The sequence below is a fragment of the Bacteroides sp. OF03-11BH genome (assembly GCF_003604005.1).
Lineage (GTDB): Bacteria > Bacteroidota > Bacteroidia > Bacteroidales > Bacteroidaceae > Bacteroides > Bacteroides ovatus.
The window spans coordinates 116,349-136,075 of record NZ_QTMW01000011.1; the positions used below are offsets into that span (position 1 = coordinate 116,349).

Below are 19,727 nucleotides of genomic sequence, written 5' to 3' on the forward strand. Positions count from 1 at the left end.
TTGATTTAAGATGAAAAAATTATTGATTACGGCTATGGCTCTGTCTTGTTTCGCTTTAAGCTACGGACAGAAGAAAGTAGAAAAACAGATTATCGGAAAATGGTGCAATCCTTATACATACAAGTCTACGGGTGAGTTGAAAGGATTTGAGTTCAAGAAAGGTGGTAAGTGTTCTGCTATCAATATTCCGTCTTTAGATTTGAAAACGTGGAAAGTGGATAATGGTTATCTGATTGTGGAAGGATTCAGCAAGGAAGATGATGGAAAGGTTGAGGTGTACAAAACTCGTGAGCGTATCGGCTACCTGACATCGGATTCATTGCAGTTGATAGTGAACGAAGGAACTCCTCGTTTGGCTTTCCTGTACCTAAATACAAAATCAATTAAGGAACTGGTTACTCCTGAAGTGAAGTAACTCCAAACTATTAATAAATTGACTAAATCTCTCTCTTAATAATTTAGTGTTAATTAGCATAAGCTAATGGAGTGCCTCGGCGTAGTGATTACGCCGGGGTTTCTTTTTTATGAAAGGCGAATTGAAAAGCAGTGTACGAATTGAAAGCAATGAGCGCTTATCGCAACATCCCCAATGCCTTATTCTCAGCTGCTTCCATAACTTCCCGTTCTCCGGGACCTTTATCATTAATGCCGCACAAATGAAGAATTCCGTGGATAATCACACGATGTAGTTCGTCTTCGTATGAAGCACCAAACTGTTCCGCATTGGTGCGTATCGTATCCAGGCTGATGAATAAGTCACCTGATAGACGATCGCCTTCACAATAATCGAAAGTAATAATGTCCGTGTAGTAGTCATGTTGCAGATACTGACGGTTTACCTCCAGAATTTTTTCGTCCGAGCAGAAGATATAAGCGATTTCACCGAGTCTTTTTCCGTAAGAAGCAGCTACGGTCTTTATCCATTCCGTAGTCTCACGTTTCTTGATATCAGGCATTTTTACGCCTTCTGTTTGATAAGTTACAGCCATAGTTGAATGTTATGATTTAAAAGAAAAATAAATAACTGATTAAGATAGCGGCTATGATACCCGAAAAGTCAGCTATCAGACCGCAAGTCACTGCATTACGAGTTTTGGTAATTCCTACACTGCCGAAATAAACGGCCAGAATGTAGAATGTGGTATCTGAAGCTCCGCGTACTACGCAACTCATACGCCCTACAAACGAATCCGGTCCTAGTTCTTTCATCGTATCAATCATCAATCCGTTGGCACCGCTACCGCTAAGCGATTTCATCAATGCAGTAGGCAGTGCCCCTACAAAGCTTGTATCAACTCCGCATGAGCCTACTATGTAGCCAATGCCTCCCACTAGAAAATCCATAGCTCCCGAAGTGCGGAACACGGCGATTCCTACAAGGAAAGCAACCAGATAGGGTATGATACGTACAGCTGTCGTAAATCCTTCTTTAGCTCCCTCTACAAACGAATCGTATACATTGATTTTTTTCCTGACTCCCGTCAGAATAAACAGGATAATGACACTGAACAGCAGAATATTCGCTATCAATGTAGAATAAGTACCCATATCCTCTCGTGAAACGCTTAGAAACAGATAAATCAATCCCGAAAAGAAAAGACAGATAACACCCATTAAAATGAGAATAGGCTTATTGATTAAGTTTATCTTTTGAGCGATACTGACTGCTATGACTCCTACTAAAGTTGAAATGAAAGTACTTAGCAGGATAGGGATAAATACATCCGTAGGCTGTGCAGCCCCCATTTGTGCACGATACACCATGATACTGATTGGAATGATGATAAGGCCGGATGTATTAATCACCAAAAACATAATCATCGGATTGGAAGCCGTATCCTTATTCGGATTCAGTTCTTGCAGTTCTTTCATCGCTTTCAGTCCCAGCGGGGTGGCGGCATTGTCCAAACCGAGCATGTTGGCAGACATATTCATAAAGATGGAGCCTAACACCGGATGCCCTTTAGGAATGTCCGGAAACAGGCGGCAAAGCACCGGACTAAGAAAGTGGGCCAGCGCATTAATCAATCCGCTGTTCTCGCCGATTTTCATGATGCCCAACCAAAGGGCCAGTACACCCGTAAGTCCTAGCGATATCTCGAATGCCGTTTTGGAGGAGTCGAATGTAGAGTTCATGATAGCCGTAAATATCCCCGTATCTCCCAAAACAATCACTTTTATAAGAGCGATGATAAAGGCTATGACGAAAAATCCTATCCAAATGTAATTTAGAACCATAGTTGATAACGTGTATATAGATAGTGCAAAAGTAGTTATTACGTTTCAAATAAACTAAATCTTCGTCTTTCTTATACTGAAAATGAATGTAAATCTCTATCTTTGTCTCCTACTTTCAAGAAATAAATGGAACAGGAAGATTTTAACATACGCGAACATCAGCTTACTTCAAAAGAACGGGATTTCGAGAATGCACTCCGTCCGTTAAGCTTTGAAGACTTTAGCGGGCAGGACAAGGTGGTGGAAAACCTTCGCATTTTTGTGAAGGCGGCACGTCTGCGTGGCGAAGCACTCGACCATGTGCTGTTGCACGGCCCTCCCGGATTAGGAAAAACAACTCTTTCGAATATTATTGCTAACGAATTAGGAGTTGGCTTTAAAGTCACTTCCGGTCCGGTACTCGATAAACCGGGTGATCTGGCAGGAGTGTTAACCAGTCTCGAACCGAACGATGTACTTTTTATCGATGAAATTCATCGGTTGTCGCCTGTGGTGGAGGAATATCTTTATTCGGCCATGGAAGATTACCGCATCGATATTATGATCGATAAGGGACCTTCGGCACGCAGCATCCAGATAGATTTGAATCCTTTCACGCTGGTTGGTGCAACCACACGTAGCGGTCTGCTGACGGCTCCGCTTCGTGCACGTTTCGGTATTAATCTTCATTTGGAGTACTATGATGATGATATTTTGAGCAATATCATTCGTCGTTCTGCGTCCATACTGGATGTGCCTTGTTCGGTACGTGCAGCATCGGAGATCGCTTCCCGTAGTCGCGGAACGCCCCGTATTGCCAATGCCTTGCTCCGTCGGGTACGTGATTTTGCGCAGGTGAAAGGCTCCGGTTCTATCGATACGGAGATCGCCCAGTTTGCATTGGAAGCACTGAATATTGATAAGTACGGCCTGGATGAGATAGACAACAAGATACTTTGCACCATTATAGACAAATTTAAAGGTGGTCCGGTAGGTATCACTACCATTGCCACGGCTTTGGGAGAAGATGCGGGAACCATTGAGGAAGTTTACGAACCTTTCCTGATAAAAGAAGGATTTATGAAGCGTACTCCCCGTGGACGTGAGGTGACCGAACTTGCCTATAAACATTTGGGAAGAAGTCTTTATAACAGTCAAAAAACGCTGTTTAATGACTAACATAAAGCGTCATGTGACAAGTGGTATTAACGGTATAAAAGAACTTTATAAAGCATAGTTGGATGATGAAGCAATGGACTACTTTACTTGTTTTTCTCTTTTTGAGCTTGTCTTTATCGGCTCAACAGGAATATGGGAGGGATATTTTTGTCTCTTCTAAAGGAGACTCTTTACCTTATCGGATGATTCATCCCGAATCGGTGAAGCCAGGTGAAAAGTATCCGCTCGTACTGTTTCTGCATGGAGCCGGCGAACGGGGAAATGATAATGAGAAACAGTTGACTCATGGTGGACAGATGTTTCTTAATCCGGTCAATCAAGAGAAGTATCCCGCTTTCGTTCTAATTCCACAGTGTCCGACAGACGGTTACTGGGCTTATACAGGACGTCCGAAGTCGCTTATCCCTACAGAAATGCCAGTGGGACAAGAGATCAGTCCTATATTGCAAACGCTTAAACAGTTGCTCGACTCTTATCTGGTAATGCCCGAAGTGGACACACAACGGGTTTATATTATCGGTCTTTCAATGGGAGCGATGGGAACGTATGATTTAGTCGTGCGTTATCCGGAGATTTTTGCAGCTGCAGTTCCTATTTGCGGTACAGTCAATCCAAGTCGGCTATCGGTTGCCAAGGATGTGAAATTTCGTATCTTTCACGGAGATGCGGACGATGTAGTTCCGGTGAAAGGTTCTCGCGAAGCGTATAAAGCACTGAAAGCTGCCGGTGCAGATGTGGAATATATTGAATTCCCCGGTTGCAATCATGGGAGCTGGAATCCGGCTTTCAATTATCCCGGATTTATGGATTGGTTGTTCAAACAAAAGAAGAAACGTTGAACCAATCTAAATGATAATTACTAATAAAACATGGCTGGACTAAAATCATTAGCTAAAGATACGGCAATTTATGGGTTGAGTAGTATTGTCGGACGGTTTCTTAACTACATGCTGGTGCCTTTGTACACAGCGGTATTGCCAGCTTCCACCGGAGGTTATGGAGTTGTTTCAAACGTATATGCGTTTACAGCCCTGATGCTTGTACTGCTTACGTTCGGTATGGAAACGGGATTCTTCCGTTTTGCCAACAAATCGGGAGAAGACCCGATGAAAGTATATGCCAACTCCTTGTTATCGGTAGGAGGGGTATCTTTGATTTTTGTTTTCCTTTGCTTGTTATTCCTGCAACCTATTTCCAATTTACTGGATTATGGCGATTATCCGGAGTTTATAGCGATGATGGCTGTTGTGGTAGCTTTAGACTCTTTCCAATGCATTCCTTTTGCCTATTTACGGTATAAAAAGCGGCCTATTAAGTTTGCTGCTATTAAACTGCTCTCTATCGTTGGTGGCATCGGTTTGAATTTATTTTTCCTATTGGTGTGCCCGTGGCTGAATGTACATTGTCCGTCAACGATCTCCTGGTTTTATGATCCGGATTATTTAGTGGGATATATCTTTATTAGCAACCTGATTATTTCGGTTGTCCAGATGTTCTTCTTTATTCCGGAACTGACAGGTTTTGCTTATAAGTTGGACAAGGTATTGCTGAAACGAATGGTCGTATATTCTTTCCCGGTATTAATCTTAGGTTTGGTAGGTATTCTAAATCAGACTGTGGATAAGATGATCTATCCGTTTCTTTTTGAAGACCGGCAGGAAGGGTTGGTACAATTGGGTATCTATGCAGCAACCAGTAAGATTGCGATGGTGATGGCAATGTTTACGCAAGCTTTCCGTTATGCTTACGAACCGTTTGTCTTTGGCAAAGACCGAGAAGGAGACAACCGGAAGATGTATGCCGCTGCGATGAAGTATTTTCTTATATTTTCCTTGCTGGCTTTCCTTGCTGTCATGTTCTACCTCGACTTGCTGCGTTATCTGGTGGCAAGGGGTTACTGGGAAGGCCTGGGGGTAGTAGCTATTGTAATGCTTGCAGAGATCTGTAAAGGGATCTATTTCAACCTTTCCTTTTGGTATAAACTGACGGATAAGACCTATTGGGGAGCCTACTTCTCGGTGATTGGTTGTGTTATTATTGTCGTATTGAACATCCTGTTTGTGCCGGTTTACGGTTATCTTGCTTCGGCATGGGCTTCTGTTGCAGGCTATGCAGTCATCTTGCTGCTATCCTACTGGATAGGACAGAAAGAATACCCGATTCATTATGACTTGAAGAGCCTGGGACTTTATGTTCTGCTGGCAGCGGTACTTTACATTATTGGAGAGCAGGTTCCTATCCCTAATATAGTGCTCCGTCTCGCTTTCCGTACCGTACTCTTATTGCTATTTATAGCTTATATTATCAAGAAGGATTTACCATTGAGTCAGATTCCTGTTATTAATCGATTTATAAAGAAGAAATAACTATGAAGACAGATGAACGTAATAAGTTTGCTATCAAGTCCTTTCTGGGAGAATATCTGGACTTGAGGAAAGATAAGGATAACGAACTGGCCACAGTGGATTCTATCCGTAAGGGGGTAGAGTTCAAAGGTGCCAATTTATGGATTCTGATCTTTGCCATATTCATGGCATCACTCGGATTGAATGTGAACTCCACTGCCGTTATTATCGGTGCCATGTTGATTTCTCCATTGATGGGACCTATTATGGGAGTAGGACTGTCTGTCGGACTGAATGACTTTGAATTAATGAAACGCTCTTTGAAGAGCTTTCTCATAACGACTGCTTTCAGTGTGACTACGGCAACAATCTTTTTCCTTCTTGCCCCTATTGCCGGTTCACAGTCAGAGTTGCTGGCACGTACATCGCCCACTATTTATGATGTATTCATCGCGCTTTTTGGTGGTTTGGCAGGTGTCGTGGCTCTCTCTACCAAGGAAAAAGGAAATGTGATTCCGGGTGTTGCCATTGCTACTGCATTGATGCCGCCGCTTTGTACGGCAGGTTACGGACTGGCTTCCGGTAATCTCATTTATTTTCTGGGTGCTTTTTATCTTTACTTTATCAACTCTGTTTTTATCAGCCTGGCTACTTTCCTCGGTGTTCGTGTGATGCATTTCCAACGGAAAGAGTTTGTGGATAAAACCCGTGAGAAGACCGTACGTAAATACATCGTTCTGATTGTAGTGCTTACCATGTGCCCTGCAGTTTATCTGACATTTGGAATTATAAAGAGCACTTTCTATGAAGCAGCAGCCAATCGTTTTATAAACGATCAGTTGAGCTTTGAGAATACGCAGGTACTTGATAAGAAAATTAGCTATGACCACAAAGAAGTACGGGTTGTTTTGATTGGTCCTGAAGTGCCTGACGCTTCGATATCTATTGCTCGTAGCAAGTTGAAAGAGTATAAGCTGGAAGATACGAAACTGATTGTATTACAGGGGATGAACAATGAAGCGGTAGATGTATCTTCTATCCGTGCCATGGTCATGGAAGACTTCTATAAAAACAGTGAGCAACGGCTTCAACAACAGGCGGTGAAAATTTCCCAACTGGAGACAACACTGGAGCAATACAGAACGTACGATGCTATGAGTCGTACATTAGTACCCGAATTGAAGGTGCTTTATCCTTCCATCACAACTTTTTCCATCGCTCACTCGCTCGAAGTGCGGGTCGATTCGATGAAGACGGATACGGTGACATTGGCTGTCCTTAAATTCGCCAGACATCCGTCTGTTGCTGAAAAAGAGAAAATCAGCGAATGGCTGAAAGCCCGCGTAGGAACGAAGAAGTTGAGGCTGATTACAGAATAATGAATCTAAAAATAATAATATGAAGTTCAGACTAACCGTCTTGATAGTCTTTTCTCTCTGTCTGTCGAATGTATTTGCCGATGAGGGAATGTGGTTGTTGGGAAATCTCCGAAAGAATAAACAGACTGACCGGGTAATGAAAGAACTTGGTTTGCAGATGCCTGTGAATAAAATATATGATCCGAAGAAACCATGTCTGGCAGATGCTGTTGTCAGTTTTGGAGGCTTCTGTTCAGGAGTGGTGGTTTCTGAAGACGGTCTGGTGTTTACTAATCATCATTGTGGCTTTAGCAGTATTCAGCAACATTCTTCAGTGGAACATGATTATCTGAAAGATGGTTTCTTTGCACGTAGTCTTGAGGAAGAACTGCCGAATCCGGAATTGTATGTTCGTTTCCTGCTTCGTACGGAAGATGTTACTAAACGCGTATTGTCTGCCGCCCGGCATGCTAAAACGGAAACAGAACGCCGTGTGGCTGTTGATTCGATTATGAATGTAATCAGTATGGAAGTCTCCGAAAAGGATTCTACATTGACTGGTATTGTAGATGCTTATTATGCAGGGAATGAATTCTGGCTATCTGTTTATCGTGATTATAATGATGTCCGCCTGGTTTTTGCACCTCCTTCTTCTGTCGGGAAGTTCGGATGGGATACGGATAATTGGATGTGGCCGCGTCATACGGGCGATTTCAGCGTATTTCGTATCTATGCTAATGCCAAGAATGGTCCGGCGGATTATTCTCCTGAAAACGTCCCTTATCATCCCGAATATGTAGCACCCATTTCTTTGGATGGATACAAAGAAGGTTCTTTCTGCATGACGCTTGGCTATCCGGGCAGTACGGAACGTTACCTTTCCTCGTATGGTATCGAAGAGATGATGAATGGAATCAATCAGGCAATGATTGATGTACGGGGAGTGAAACAAACCATCTGGAAACGGGAGATGGACCGTCGTCCGGATATTCGCATTAAGTATGCTTCAAAATACGATGAAAGCTCCAATTATTGGAAGAATAGCATCGGAACGAATAAAGCCATCAAGCATTTGAAAGTGTTGGAAAAGAAGCGGGTGGCTGAAGCAGAGCTTCGTAACTGGATTCAGTCTCATCCGGAAGAGAGAGAGAAACTGATTCGTTTATTTTCTTCTTTAGAGTTGAGTTATAGTAATCGCCGTGAAACCAATCGTGCGTTGGCTTATTTCGGTGAATCGTTTATAAATGGTCCCGAGTTAGTGCAGCTCGCTCTTGAAATTCTCAATTTCGACTTTGAGGCGGAAGAGAAGTTGGTGATAACCCGCATGAAAAAGTTACTGGAGAAGTATGATAATCTCGATCTTTCCATTGATAAGGAGGTTTTTGCTGCCATGCTCAAAGAGTATCAGTCGAAAGTGGATAAAAAGTTTCTGCCTGCTATGTATGAGAAGATAGATACGCTCTACAACGGGAATATTCAGACCTATGTAGACTCTTTGTATGCAACTTCCAATATAACGTCTCCTAAAGGCTTAAAACGCTTTCTGGAGCGAGATACTACTTATAATCTCATAGAGGATCCGGCTGTTTCCTTAAGTCTGGATTTGATTGTGAAGTATTATGAGATGAATCAAAGCATTTCCGAGGCTTCCGAGCAGATAGAGGAGGGGGAGCGTTTGTTCAATGCAGCCATGCGCCGGATGTATGCTGATCGTAATTTTTATCCGGATGCCAACTCTACCATGCGGCTTAGTTTCGGAACGGTTGGAGGATATACTCCTTTTGATGGAGCCACTTATGATTACTACACAACCGTGAAAGGCATTTTTGAGAAAGTGAAGGAACATGCGGGTGATATTGACTTTGCCGTTCAGCCGGAGTTGTTGAGTTTGCTTTCTTCCGGTGATTTCGGAAGATATGCCAATGCGCAGGGAGATATGAATGTTTGTTTTATCTCCAACAATGACATTACAGGCGGTAATTCCGGCAGTGCCATGTTTAATGCCAAAGGAGAATTACTAGGCTTGGCTTTTGATGGCAACTGGGAAGCAATGAGCAGTGATATCGTATTCGAACCAGATTTGCAGCGTTGCATCGGGGTAGATGTGCGGTATATGCTCTTTATCATAGAGAAATACGGTAAGGCAGCCCATCTTATTCAGGAATTAAAAATGGGTCGATGAAGTAAATATTCCGATGAAACCGCATTTTTTATCGTTTTAATATAATAACGATTACGGCAGCGATAATCAGTGCAATACCTACACCAATGCTTGTGGTGAAGGCTTCCCCGAAAAGAAAGATACCTACACATACAGCAGTTACCGGCTCCATAGCTCCCAACACAGAGGTGAGTGTGGAGCCGATGCTTTTTACGGCTCTTACTAGAGCAAGATTAGAAACTACGGTAGGGATTAAAGCTAATAGAATCAAGTTGCCGGCAGTATGCCATTTGCTGATGGGTTGAAGCTGGCTGATGATTTCCGTTCCGATAAAAAGGAGAATACCTCCGAAAAGGAATACGTAGAAAGTAAGCAGTAGCCCCTTCATCTGTCCAATTTTTAGTTGGCTCATTGTGACGAGATAAAGCGCATATCCGAGTGCCGACAGAAGAACAATGAAAAGTCCCAGGAAAGAAAAGCTTCCCGTTTTTGTATCTCCGCCGGATAAGAAATAAACTCCTGCCACTGCGGATGCAATGGCAGCGATCCGCCAGCCGGACTTCTTTTCTTTAAAGAAGAGCATCATGATTAACGTGGTAAGCGCCGGATACATGAAATGAATAGTGGTGGCAACTCCGCTAGCCATAAACTTATATCCCCAGAACAGGAATACGGCAGACATTAAATAAAGAAGCGCAAGAAGAAACAGGGAAGGAATGTCCTGCCTCTTGATGCGAAATGATTGACCATTCACCAATAAGATTCCGCCTAACGCCAGACAGGCAAACAGGAAACGATAGAAAAGTATCGATTCAAATTGCATCCCTGCTTGCATGGCAGGAATGGTAAATAGAGGGATAAGTCCAAAAGAAGCCGATGAAAGCAGCCCATATAGTAAACCATTAACTTTATTCATAGTCAAGTATATATTCGGGCCGCAAAGATATAGCTTTTTTGAGGCAAGTAGATAAAGCGTCCATACAATATTTTTCGTAAATTAGCACGCGATGTAAATATGGCATCCGATTGAAAGAAAATACAAACTAATTTTTGGATAAAATGAAACGATTGACACTATTACCGGGATTACTATTTTTAATGCTGCAAGCAGCATTTTCACAAGAGTCAGGCAGCTGTAAACCAGTGAATCTGGTTTGTGATTATTTGGTGAATCCCTTGGGAATAGATAATCCTGCTCCCCGGTTATCATGGATGCTGAATGATGCTCGAAAAGGAGCACGGCAAACAGCCTGTCAAGTCATCGTAGACAAAGACTCTCTTGAATTGATTGCAGGGAAGGGAACTATCTGGGATTCGGGCAAAAAGGACTCCGAACAGATTCTGATTACCTATTCCGGACAGGAACTTCGTCCTTTTACCAAGTATTATTGGAGAGTGAATGTATGGGATAAGGATGGAGTGAAATCTTCTTCGGCTATTAATAGTTTCGAAACGGGCATGATGGGGATGGAATACTGGCAAGGGGCTTGGATTAGCGATAACAAAGATATTAATTACCGTCCTGCTCCCTATTTCCGGAAAGTGTTTGATGCACGAAAGAAGATATGGTCGGCAAGGGCATATATTGCCGTAGCAGGTTTGTATGAACTGTATATCAATGGTGAGAAGATTGGAAACCATCGGCTGGACCCGTTATATACCCGGTTTGACAGGCGTAATTTCTACGTTACTTATGATATTACTTCCCAAATACAGAAAGGGAAAAATGCGATTGGTGTGTTGCTGGGCAATGGATGGTATAATCATCAGTCAATGGCCGTGTGGGACTTTCATCGTGCACCATGGCGTAACCGTCCTGCTTTCTGTATGGATGTGCGGATTACTTATGAGGATGGTTCTGTTGAAGTCGTTTCTACGGAGCGGGACTGGAAAACTTCATCCGGCGCATTGATCTTTAATAGCATTTATACAGCCGAGCATTACGACGCCCGTTTGGAACAGAAAGGCTGGAATACCGTGAACTTTGACGATTCTAAATGGAATGGAGTAGGATATAGGGCTGTTCCTTCACAGAATGTGGTGTCACAACAAGTGCAGCCGATTCGTGCGGTAGAAACGATCCCCGTAAAAACCTGGAAGAAACTTAATGACACAACGTATGTATTCGATTTTGCCCGCAATATGGCAGGAGTCACCCGCATTAAAGTGTCCGGGGAAGAGGGAACTGTAGTGAGACTGAAACATGGTGAGCGGTTGTATGACAACGGACGAGTGAATACGTCAAATATTGATGTGTATCACCGCCCGGTAGACAACTCCGATCCTTTTCAAACGAACATCCTCGTTTTGAGTGGAAAGGGAGAGGATGAATTTATGGCACGATTCAATTATAAAGGTTTCAGATACGTGGAAGTAACAAGCACTAACCCCCTTGTATTGAATGAGAATAGTCTGACTGCCTACTTTGTGCATAGTGATGTTCCGCAGAAAGGGACGATTCATACTTCGAACGCACTTATCAACCGTCTTTGGTGGGCAACAAATAATGCCTATTTGTCCAACTTGATGGGGTATCCTACCGACTGCCCCCAGCGTGAAAAGAACGGATGGACAGGCGACGGTCATTTTGCTATTGAAACGGCATTATACAATTATGACGGTATCACTGTTTATGAGAAATGGCTTGCCGACCATAGAGACGAGCAACAGCCCAATGGTGTACTTCCCGATATAATTCCTACAGGAGGCTGGGGATATGGCACGGATAATGGACTGGATTGGACAAGCACTATCGCTATTATTCCATGGAACATTTATATGTTTTATGGCGATCATAAACTGTTGGCAGACTGTTATGAAAATATAAGGCGGTATGTAGACTATGTGGATCGCACCAGTCCGACCGGATTGACCTCATGGGGAAGAGGAGACTGGGTGCCTGTTAAATCACATTCTTCCAAGGAACTGACCTCTTCTGTCTATTTCTATGTGGACACCAAAATACTTGCCAATGCCGCAAAGATGTTTAATAAAACGGAAGACTATAAATATTATTCTGCTCTTGCCAATAAGATAAAGAACGCGATTAATGACAAGTTTCTGAATAGAGAAACGGGCATTTATGGTAGCGGCGTTCAGACGGAACAAAGCGTTCCTTTGCAATGGGGCATTGTTCCCGAAGAGTTGAAGAGAAAAGTAGCCCGGAATCTGGCAAAACAGGTGGAAGCAGCCGGCTTTCATTTGGATGTAGGTGTGTTGGGGGCAAAAGCTATATTGAATGCGTTAAGTGAGAACGGTGAAGCTGAAACGGCTTATAAATTAGCTGCACAAGACACTTATCCATCATGGGGCTGCTGGATTGCCAATGGTGCTACCACATTACTGGAGAACTGGGATTTGAATGCCACACGTGACATATCGGACAATCACATGATGTTCGGTGAAATTGGCGGATGGTTCTATAAAGGATTAGGTGGGATCTTCCCTGACCCCGAAAATCCCGGATTCAAACATATTCTTCTTCGGCCTAATTTCCCCAGTGGATTAAATGAGTTCGAAGCCAGATATCAATCACCTTATGGGGAAATCTGCTCTAAATGGGAACGTAAAAAGAACCGTATTGTCTATCATGTAACTGTTCCGGCAAATAGCACTGCTACCTTTTATGCACCCGACAATGTGAAAGGAGAGCGTGCAGTAAATTTGGAAGCAGGAAAACATATCTTGGAATTACCTATAAAGAGAGCTGTTTATTGAATGTCTTTCGATTGGTAATCCTGGTTGCTGTTTACCCAGATGTAAAAAACTGCTTCTACACCATTGAAACGGATGAATATATCTCTCCCCTTCCATGAATCGGGCAGAGTGAAATCCTTCCGATAGCTACCTATCGGATTGGGCATGGAAGCGAAAGTATAATCTGCCGGACGAGGCTGGATGACATTGGGCCACTGCACTCCTTTGCTATAATCGCAGAATGGATAGATCACGTTACAATAGAGAGGTTTGTCCCAATTTCGTGCTTTTGTATAGCTGCTTTATAACTAATAGATGGAGTGTTTTGAAATAAGAACTTGACAAACGACTTTTTATTTTGTATCTTTGTGATCAGAAAAGAAACTTATTGATTGGAAATTATGTGTATGAATAGTATAATATTAGAACAGAGTTGCCGACGATTTACCTCTCTTTAGAAGAAGAGGAAATTTATTATATACTAAAGGTTGCAGACTTTTGATGAGTTTGCAACCTTTTTTGTTGTATAAAATTGAATTGTTTGCAGTAGATATACTTCTTATCGTTTTTAATAAATAGGAATACCGTTTATTAAAAACGATAAGAAAGTTTATTAGAAACACAAAAGTAGATTCTGTATGAACAGTTGTCTTTTTTCAATAAGATAGAATAGGGATAATGTTGTTCCTTCTCATTAGAATGTCAAGATGGTAATTAGTTGTAACATAAAGACCTCTGACTAATAATGTACAAATCTACGGATTATGCTTGCTTCATATTTATTTCTTCTTAGGTTTTCTACGTGCCCATCCTTCTTCGCTGAAGTCAGGTTCTTTATCTTTAAAAAACTCTTGCCAGTCATCTTTCTTTTTCGGACCGCGAGCATCAGAGTATCCTCGCTCAGCACGACTAGGCTTATCTTTTTTTGTTGACTTTGAGTCTTTTGCAGAAGCATCTTTCGGTTTTCTATCCTTATTTTCATAGCGCGGTGCACGTTCGTCGCTTTTGCCGCCGAATCGTTTACCTCCCTTGCGCTCATTTGAACCGTTTTCACGTCCTTTTCCGTTTTCTTCACCGGCACCAGCAATCTCAACAACTACCTTGCGTCCGTTCCATTTAGCCCTATTCAGCGCCTTGATTACATTTGTCGCTTCCTTTTCCGGCACTTCAAAGAAAGAATAGTTCTGCATTAGGTCAATACGTCCCAACTCGATACGTCCTCTTGTGTTACTATTTAGTAGTCCGATAAGATCGCTAGGGAAGAAACTGTCTGTTTTACCCAAATTGATAAACAGGCGGTTAAAGCCCGGTGCAGCTTGGCGGCTTCTTTTTTCGAAACCACCTTCTTTGCGGTCACCCCGTCCGGTACGTTCTCCTCTGATGTCAGTCGGTACTTCTATTTCTGCACGGTTGCGATAATACTCGGCGAAACGGTTGAATTCGTGAGAAACCATTCGTTTAATCAGGTCCTCTTTGCTCAACCATTCCAGTTTACGATAGATTTCCGGCATAAAGTCAGCAATCTCTTCCTCGTTTACTTTTACTTTTTCGAGATCATCAATAACCTTAATCAGCTGCTTCTGACAGATTCCTGCTGCTGTTGGCATTTCTCCGACAATGAATTTTTTGCTGATAATCCGTTCAATTTCTCTCATCTTTCCTTTTTCACGGAGGTTGATGATGGCAATGGAAGTTCCTGTTTTTCCGGCACGTCCTGTACGTCCGCTGCGATGTGTATAACTCTCTGTATCGTCTGGTAATCCGTAATTGATAACATGCGTCAGATCGTCTACATCAAGTCCGCGGGCAGCCACGTCAGTTGCCACGAGCAGTTGCAAGTTGCGGATGCGGAATTTCTGCATAACAGCATCCCGTTGTGCTTGAGAAAGCTCACCATGCAAAGAATCGGCATTGTAGCCTTCTTGCATTAATTTGTCTGCAATTTCCTGAGTCTCTTTACGGGTACGGCAGAAAATGATACCGTATATTTGTGGGTAGTAATCGACGATACGCTTTAAAGCTTCGTATTTGTCTTTAGCCTGTACGGTATAAACAACGTGTTTAACGTTGTTGGTACTTTCATTCTTACGGCCAATAGTGATTTCTTTCGCATTGCGCAGGTAATTTTTGGAAATGCGTGCGATTTCCGGACTCATTGTTGCGGAAAACAATAGAGTGTTACGTTCCTGCGGTACATCAGCCAGAATGGCGTTGATGCTTTCTGTGAACCCCATATTAAGCATTTCGTCCGCTTCATCCATTACTACATTGTGGATGGTAGACAAGGAAACGGTTTTGCGTTCCATCAGGTCCAACAGGCGTCCGGGTGTAGCTACAATGATGTGTACTCCTCGTTTGAGGCTGCGTATCTGGCTGTCAATAGAAGAACCACCATATACAGGTAATACTTTTAGTCCATCAATGTATTTGGAATAGTCGTTCAAATCTCCTGCTATCTGGAGACAGAGCTCGCGGGTAGGGCAGAGGATAAGCGATTGTGGAATTCTGTTTTTTACGTCAACTTGTTGGAGCAAGGGCAAACCGAATGCGGCTGTTTTACCTGTTCCTGTCTGTGCAAGAGCTACTACATCATTATTTTCTCCTAAAAGGTACGGAATCACTTCTTCTTGTACCGGCATGGGATTCTCGTATCCCATTTCTTCAATTGCTCTACGTATCTCCGGAGAAACGCCAAGCTCTTCAAATGTCTTCATTAAATCTCTGTATATCTTTTATTTCGGCTGCAAAGATAGTTAATTTAGTTGATAATGAATGATTGATAGTAGATAATTATTATAGACGCCACCCTATTTTATCACTTATCAACTATTAATTATCAGTTAGTAAGATGCTGCGTAACTGTTCAATTTCTTCTGCAGAAAGTCCGATTCCCTTTTTCAGATAGGTCTGTACGCTCCCGTATTCAGCCTCAATCTGTTCTTTGGCAGCGTTCAGGAAATCTTCTTTTGCAGAGTAGATGGTTGTAATGGCTTCTTGCGAATTGACCGATAACTTATATGCATATTGAGAAGCTTTGGGAATATTAAAATAGTCATTACTCAAACGATAGTCTTCCATAATGACGTCTTCGTTGACTCCAAGAGCGGCAAGCAATAAGGCGGAAACGACCCCTGTACGCCCTTTCCCGGATGTACAATGAATCACAACCGGATAATGAGTACGGTCGAGAAGGACGGTGAACAGCTTTTTGAATTCCTTTTGGTAGTTTATAACTAATTCCCGATTCATTTGTTCTACCAAACGATAAATAGTGTCACTTTTTATCTTCTCTTCCTGAATTCCTTGCAGAATTTCTTCCATGTTCCCTGTGAGAATAGGGATATGTATGATATTAAATTCATCATCATGCAATTGCGGGTAGTTGTGGCGTTCATTTTCAGAACGTAAGTCTATGATTGTCCGTATCCCCATATTCTTAAGTTCCTGGCGTGAGCAGGGAGGAATGCTGTCTATTTGTGCGGAACGGTATATCATTCCCCAGCGAAGAGATTTGCCAGTACTGGCAGATTCATATCCTCCTAAATCACGGAAATTCTGTATGCCGGGGATGTTAATGTTGCGGGTGGCCACTTTAACCCGGTATTTGTTATTAAATACCATCAAGTAGTAATAACGTTGAGACGGATCGTTGGTTACGATTGTCATTTTACCACTGGAAATGTTTGCCATTGCAATGGGAGAATCTTCCGGAATAGCTTCAGGAGAAGTAGAGGTGTATACTTTTACCTGTCCTTTTAATACCGGTGCTGTTTCCCATTTGATAATACAGTTTCCTACGTTATTTTCTTCACATACCACAGATATAGCAGGTGATGTGCCAGAACATGATGGGAGCACTAATAAAACAGTAAGCCAGCTTAACAGGTTTCTATACATAGTTTCTTTGTCTTGAATCGTATACTGCAAAGATAAGAATTACCCGAAGATGTGGTAATTCCTTTGCTATAATTAGCCAAAGTTAATAGTAATTTACGTGTTAAAAAAGGGCGCTTCTTCGTTATAGAAGAGCGCCCTGAATGAGAAGTAATCTAAGTTTGCTTTATTGAATATTGTTCAATAGATCTATTTTTCCTTCGTTGACCAACTTTAAAATGAGCTCACCAAATAAGGTGTTTTGCCATGCAAACCAGGCGCGTGTGAAGTTTTTAGGGTCATCCTTATGGAAAGATTCGTGCATGAATCCTGTTCCTGCATCTGTATCCATCAGCATTTTTATGCAAGACTTAATTTCCTGGTCGTCCTGACTGGTGAATGCCTTCATCATGATACTCATAGGCCATATCATATCATAACCGATGTGAGGTCCTCCAATACCTTCTCCTGCCTTTCCTTTGAAGAAGTAGGGGTTGTCTTTGCTCCATACAAAACGACGTGTGTTTTGATAAATAGGATCGTTGATGTCTACATCTCCCAGATAAGGCATTGCCAGCAGGCTTGGTACGTTGGCGTCGTCCATTAAGAGATGATTTCCGAATCCGTCTACTTCAAAAGCATAGATTGTACCATATTTAGGATGATTGTAAGTTGCATATTCTTTTAATGCGGTTTCTACTTCTTGTGCCAAATCTGTGCACTGTTTCGCCAGACTGGTGTTTTTGTTTACAACATTCAGAATTTCCGCAGCTTTCTTTAGAGAAGAAACAGCGAAGAAATTAGACGGTACGAGGAACTGTAAAGTGGTTGCATCGTCAGACGGACGGAAAGCTGAAACAATGAGTCCGACAGGATTTACAGGAGCACCTAGACCGTTATTGTTTAATGTGTCGAGTGCGCGTTCTGTCTTACGCTGGAATTTATAGGGACCCACTCCCTCTTTGCGCTGTTGTTCCTTGAAAGTTGTCAGTATGTTGGCGATGGCCTGTATCCATTCATTATCAAAGATGCTTGCATCACCGGTTTCTTTCCAATATTGATAGGCCAGACGTAATGGATAACATAAAGAATCTATTTCCCATTTACGTTCGTGCAGTTCCGGTTTCATATCGGTCAGGTCGGACATCCAATCTCCTCCCACAGCCCCATCATTGAAAGCATTGGCGTATGGATCGATATTTATACATTTAAATTGTCTGCGTATCACTCCTTCGAGCATTTTCTTCAATTCCGGGTCTTTATTCGCTAATTGTATATAAGGCCAAACCTGTGCTCCTGAGTCACGTAACCACATGGCATGGATATCTCCTGTGTAGACGAAAGTATCAGGCTTACCGTCTGTTGTACGGTAATGAACTGTTGTCTCAAGGGTATTTGGAAAACAATTCTCGAACATCCATGCCAATTTTTGATTAGTAAGTAGCTTTTTCACCCTGATGATTTCTGCTTCCACGGCTTTTGATGTAAAAAGACGCTTGTTTACGGGTGGACGATTACTTTTATAAGCGGCAATTTCAGCTGCTTGATTGACCACATTGGTATGATCCTTAGCCAGGATAAGTTCTGTAGCTTTGGCAGGACCTCCCATTAATAGGGTGGTCGTGATGATACATATTCCGATATTTCTTTTCTTCATATCTCTATTGTTTTTAAGAGGGTTATTAAAAGTGATTATTGCAAATTGATTCCGCCTAGTCTTCCATACATTTCTATGAAAGCAGCTTGTGTCAAGAGCCATTTTTTCTCGTTTTTATCTGTGCCGCTCCAATCTGTCTGGAACAAGCCTCGTTCATCTCTGGCATGATGCCATGCGTAATCAAGACTTCTCTGGAAATCGGTTAGATAAGTCTTGTTATGGTCTATCTGATAAAGTTCAATAAAGCCTCTAAGCATAACGGCTGTGAACCAAATATTTCCTTTTTTCAGTAATTGGAATGTTTGTCCGTCTGGAGAGGTGAACTGAGTGAAGAAGTGCTTGTGACACGCTTCTGCTATATTTTGTGCATCTTCCAGATAACTTTTCTGTTTGGTAATTTGATAGAGTAGGGCAGCTGCCTGCATCATTTGTCCACTGTTATAGGCAAATTTGGCACGACCGATTTTCTTGTTGAGTGAGATGTTGTCAAAGTATAGATGATCTTTTGAGTCTTCCAGGTTCTTTTTAGTCCATTCGTATAACTCTTTTCCTTCTTTTAAATAGGCATCATCTTGAGTAGCTTGAAATAGTTTGAGAGCGAATACGGCTCCCGGTGCATTAGAACAAGTATTTTTAGATTCCTTCTTTTGTTCGCACCAGTAGACTCCTCCGCCGAGTACGTCATCTTTACCACTAAGGATAAACTTCCATATTAGTTTAGCTTTCTCCAGATAAGCTTGTTTTCCTGTCATTCGATAAGAATCGGTAAAATCGATACCTAACCAGACGTTATCATCATAAAAACGATCGGAGAGAGGTTGGCTGCTGATATAAGATGAGTAAGCGCATGGTTCCCTTCGTGTGTCGAAATACTCTTCTAATCCGGGTAGTACTTTGTTTTCCAAAAGTTTTTTATACTTCTTATTTTCAGTGCTCTCCAGTAGTGCATTTACCGCAGAGAACGTGCCCGAATACGGCCAAAGGTAGGAATATTCATTGCGTCTTTTTGCTTGTTCTTCTGATGCCAGATAAGTTGCCTTATTGTCTTGGTCAAAAGGATAATTCTCACGTAACAGACAAGTGTTGGGTGCTGCATAGTTTTGGTAAAGAGCATCCAAAGTTTGCTGTGCTTTTTCTATGTTAGGATTTGCGTTTGCAATGGTGAAAGCACAAATAACATTAAGTAATAGGCCGTTCATAATTTTTTATTTAAGTGGTGTTTATATAAATAGTAATTTGAA

15 protein-coding genes are annotated in these 19,727 nt (G+C 42.1%); 7 read left to right on the forward strand and 8 right to left on the reverse strand.

Features of this window, described 5'->3' with window-relative positions; genetic code table 11:
• The first annotated feature begins 10 nt into the window (after positions 1 to 10).
• The gene (locus tag DXA54_RS10890) at positions 11 to 415 is read left to right on the forward strand and encodes a lipocalin family protein (protein WP_004298034.1); all 405 of its coding nucleotides are present in this window, start codon (positions 11 to 13) and stop codon (positions 413 to 415) included.
• A 157-nt stretch (positions 416 to 572) separates the two neighbouring features.
• Here the strand turns inward: DXA54_RS10890 and ybeY are convergent, their stop codons facing one another.
• Entirely contained in the window at positions 573 to 989 is a 417-nt protein-coding gene (ybeY, locus tag DXA54_RS10895) for an rRNA maturation RNase YbeY (protein WP_004298035.1), read from the reverse strand.
• A gap of 16 nt (positions 990 to 1,005) precedes the next feature.
• On the reverse strand, positions 1,006 to 2,238 hold the full coding sequence (locus DXA54_RS10900; protein ID WP_004298038.1) for a nucleoside recognition domain-containing protein: 1,233 nt from the start codon (positions 2,236 to 2,238) through the stop codon (positions 1,006 to 1,008).
• Between the two features lie 126 nt (positions 2,239 to 2,364).
• Here DXA54_RS10900 and ruvB point away from each other — a divergent pair, with 126 nt between their 5' ends.
• From ruvB to DXA54_RS10925, 5 genes are all read left to right on the forward strand, one after another.
• On the forward strand, positions 2,365 to 3,396 hold the full coding sequence (gene ruvB, locus DXA54_RS10905; RefSeq protein WP_004298040.1) for a Holliday junction branch migration DNA helicase RuvB: 1,032 nt from the start codon (positions 2,365 to 2,367) through the stop codon (positions 3,394 to 3,396).
• 62 nt (positions 3,397 to 3,458) lie between these two features.
• The gene (locus tag DXA54_RS10910; RefSeq protein WP_004298042.1) at positions 3,459 to 4,235 is read left to right on the forward strand and encodes a dienelactone hydrolase family protein; all 777 of its coding nucleotides are present in this window, start codon (positions 3,459 to 3,461) and stop codon (positions 4,233 to 4,235) included.
• Between the two features lie 30 nt (positions 4,236 to 4,265).
• Positions 4,266 to 5,762 carry a polysaccharide biosynthesis C-terminal domain-containing protein gene (locus tag DXA54_RS10915; protein ID WP_004324223.1) on the forward strand — a complete coding sequence of 499 codons (1,497 nt, stop codon included), beginning with the start codon at positions 4,266 to 4,268 and terminating at the stop codon, positions 5,760 to 5,762.
• A 2-nt stretch (positions 5,763 to 5,764) separates the two neighbouring features.
• On the forward strand, positions 5,765 to 7,120 hold the full coding sequence (locus tag DXA54_RS10920) for a TIGR00341 family protein (protein ID WP_004324224.1): 1,356 nt from the start codon (positions 5,765 to 5,767) through the stop codon (positions 7,118 to 7,120).
• A 19-nt stretch (positions 7,121 to 7,139) separates the two neighbouring features.
• Positions 7,140 to 9,281, forward strand: a complete 2,142-nt coding sequence (locus DXA54_RS10925; protein ID WP_004311915.1) for a S46 family peptidase — start codon at positions 7,140 to 7,142, stop codon at positions 9,279 to 9,281.
• 28 nt (positions 9,282 to 9,309) lie between these two features.
• Here the strand turns inward: DXA54_RS10925 and DXA54_RS10930 are convergent, their stop codons facing one another.
• Positions 9,310 to 10,176 (reverse strand): DMT family transporter, encoded by an 867-nt coding sequence (locus DXA54_RS10930; protein WP_120079462.1) that lies wholly within the window; start codon positions 10,174 to 10,176, stop codon positions 9,310 to 9,312.
• A gap of 143 nt (positions 10,177 to 10,319) precedes the next feature.
• Between DXA54_RS10930 and DXA54_RS10935 the strand changes: the two genes are divergently transcribed.
• Positions 10,320 to 12,977 carry a glycoside hydrolase family 78 protein gene (locus DXA54_RS10935; protein ID WP_120079464.1) on the forward strand — a complete coding sequence of 886 codons (2,658 nt, stop codon included), beginning with the start codon at positions 10,320 to 10,322 and terminating at the stop codon, positions 12,975 to 12,977.
• On the opposite strand, the gene DXA54_RS10940 is transcribed toward DXA54_RS10935, so the two are convergent.
• The 5 genes from DXA54_RS10940 to DXA54_RS10960 form a co-directional block, all read right to left on the reverse strand.
• Positions 12,971 to 13,210, reverse strand: a complete 240-nt coding sequence (locus tag DXA54_RS10940) for a sugar-binding domain-containing protein (protein WP_243647650.1) — start codon at positions 13,208 to 13,210, stop codon at positions 12,971 to 12,973. The genes DXA54_RS10935 and DXA54_RS10940 overlap by 7 nt on opposite strands.
• 525 nt (positions 13,211 to 13,735) lie before the next feature.
• Complete coding sequence (locus DXA54_RS10945; protein ID WP_008648935.1) at positions 13,736 to 15,670, reverse strand: DEAD/DEAH box helicase; 1,935 nt, start codon at positions 15,668 to 15,670, stop codon at positions 13,736 to 13,738.
• Positions 15,671 to 15,785: 115 nt separating this feature from the next.
• On the reverse strand, positions 15,786 to 16,853 hold the full coding sequence (locus tag DXA54_RS10950) for a tyrosine-protein phosphatase (protein ID WP_117512417.1): 1,068 nt from the start codon (positions 16,851 to 16,853) through the stop codon (positions 15,786 to 15,788).
• 163 nt (positions 16,854 to 17,016) lie between these two features.
• Positions 17,017 to 18,486, reverse strand: a complete 1,470-nt coding sequence (locus DXA54_RS10955; RefSeq protein ID WP_074638950.1) for a glycoside hydrolase family 125 protein — start codon at positions 18,484 to 18,486, stop codon at positions 17,017 to 17,019.
• A 35-nt stretch (positions 18,487 to 18,521) separates the two neighbouring features.
• Positions 18,522 to 19,685: a glycoside hydrolase family 76 protein gene (locus DXA54_RS10960; protein WP_004302988.1), complete on the reverse strand. Its 1,164-nt coding sequence runs from the start codon at positions 19,683 to 19,685 to the stop codon at positions 18,522 to 18,524.
• Positions 19,686 to 19,727: the final 42 nt, after the last annotated feature.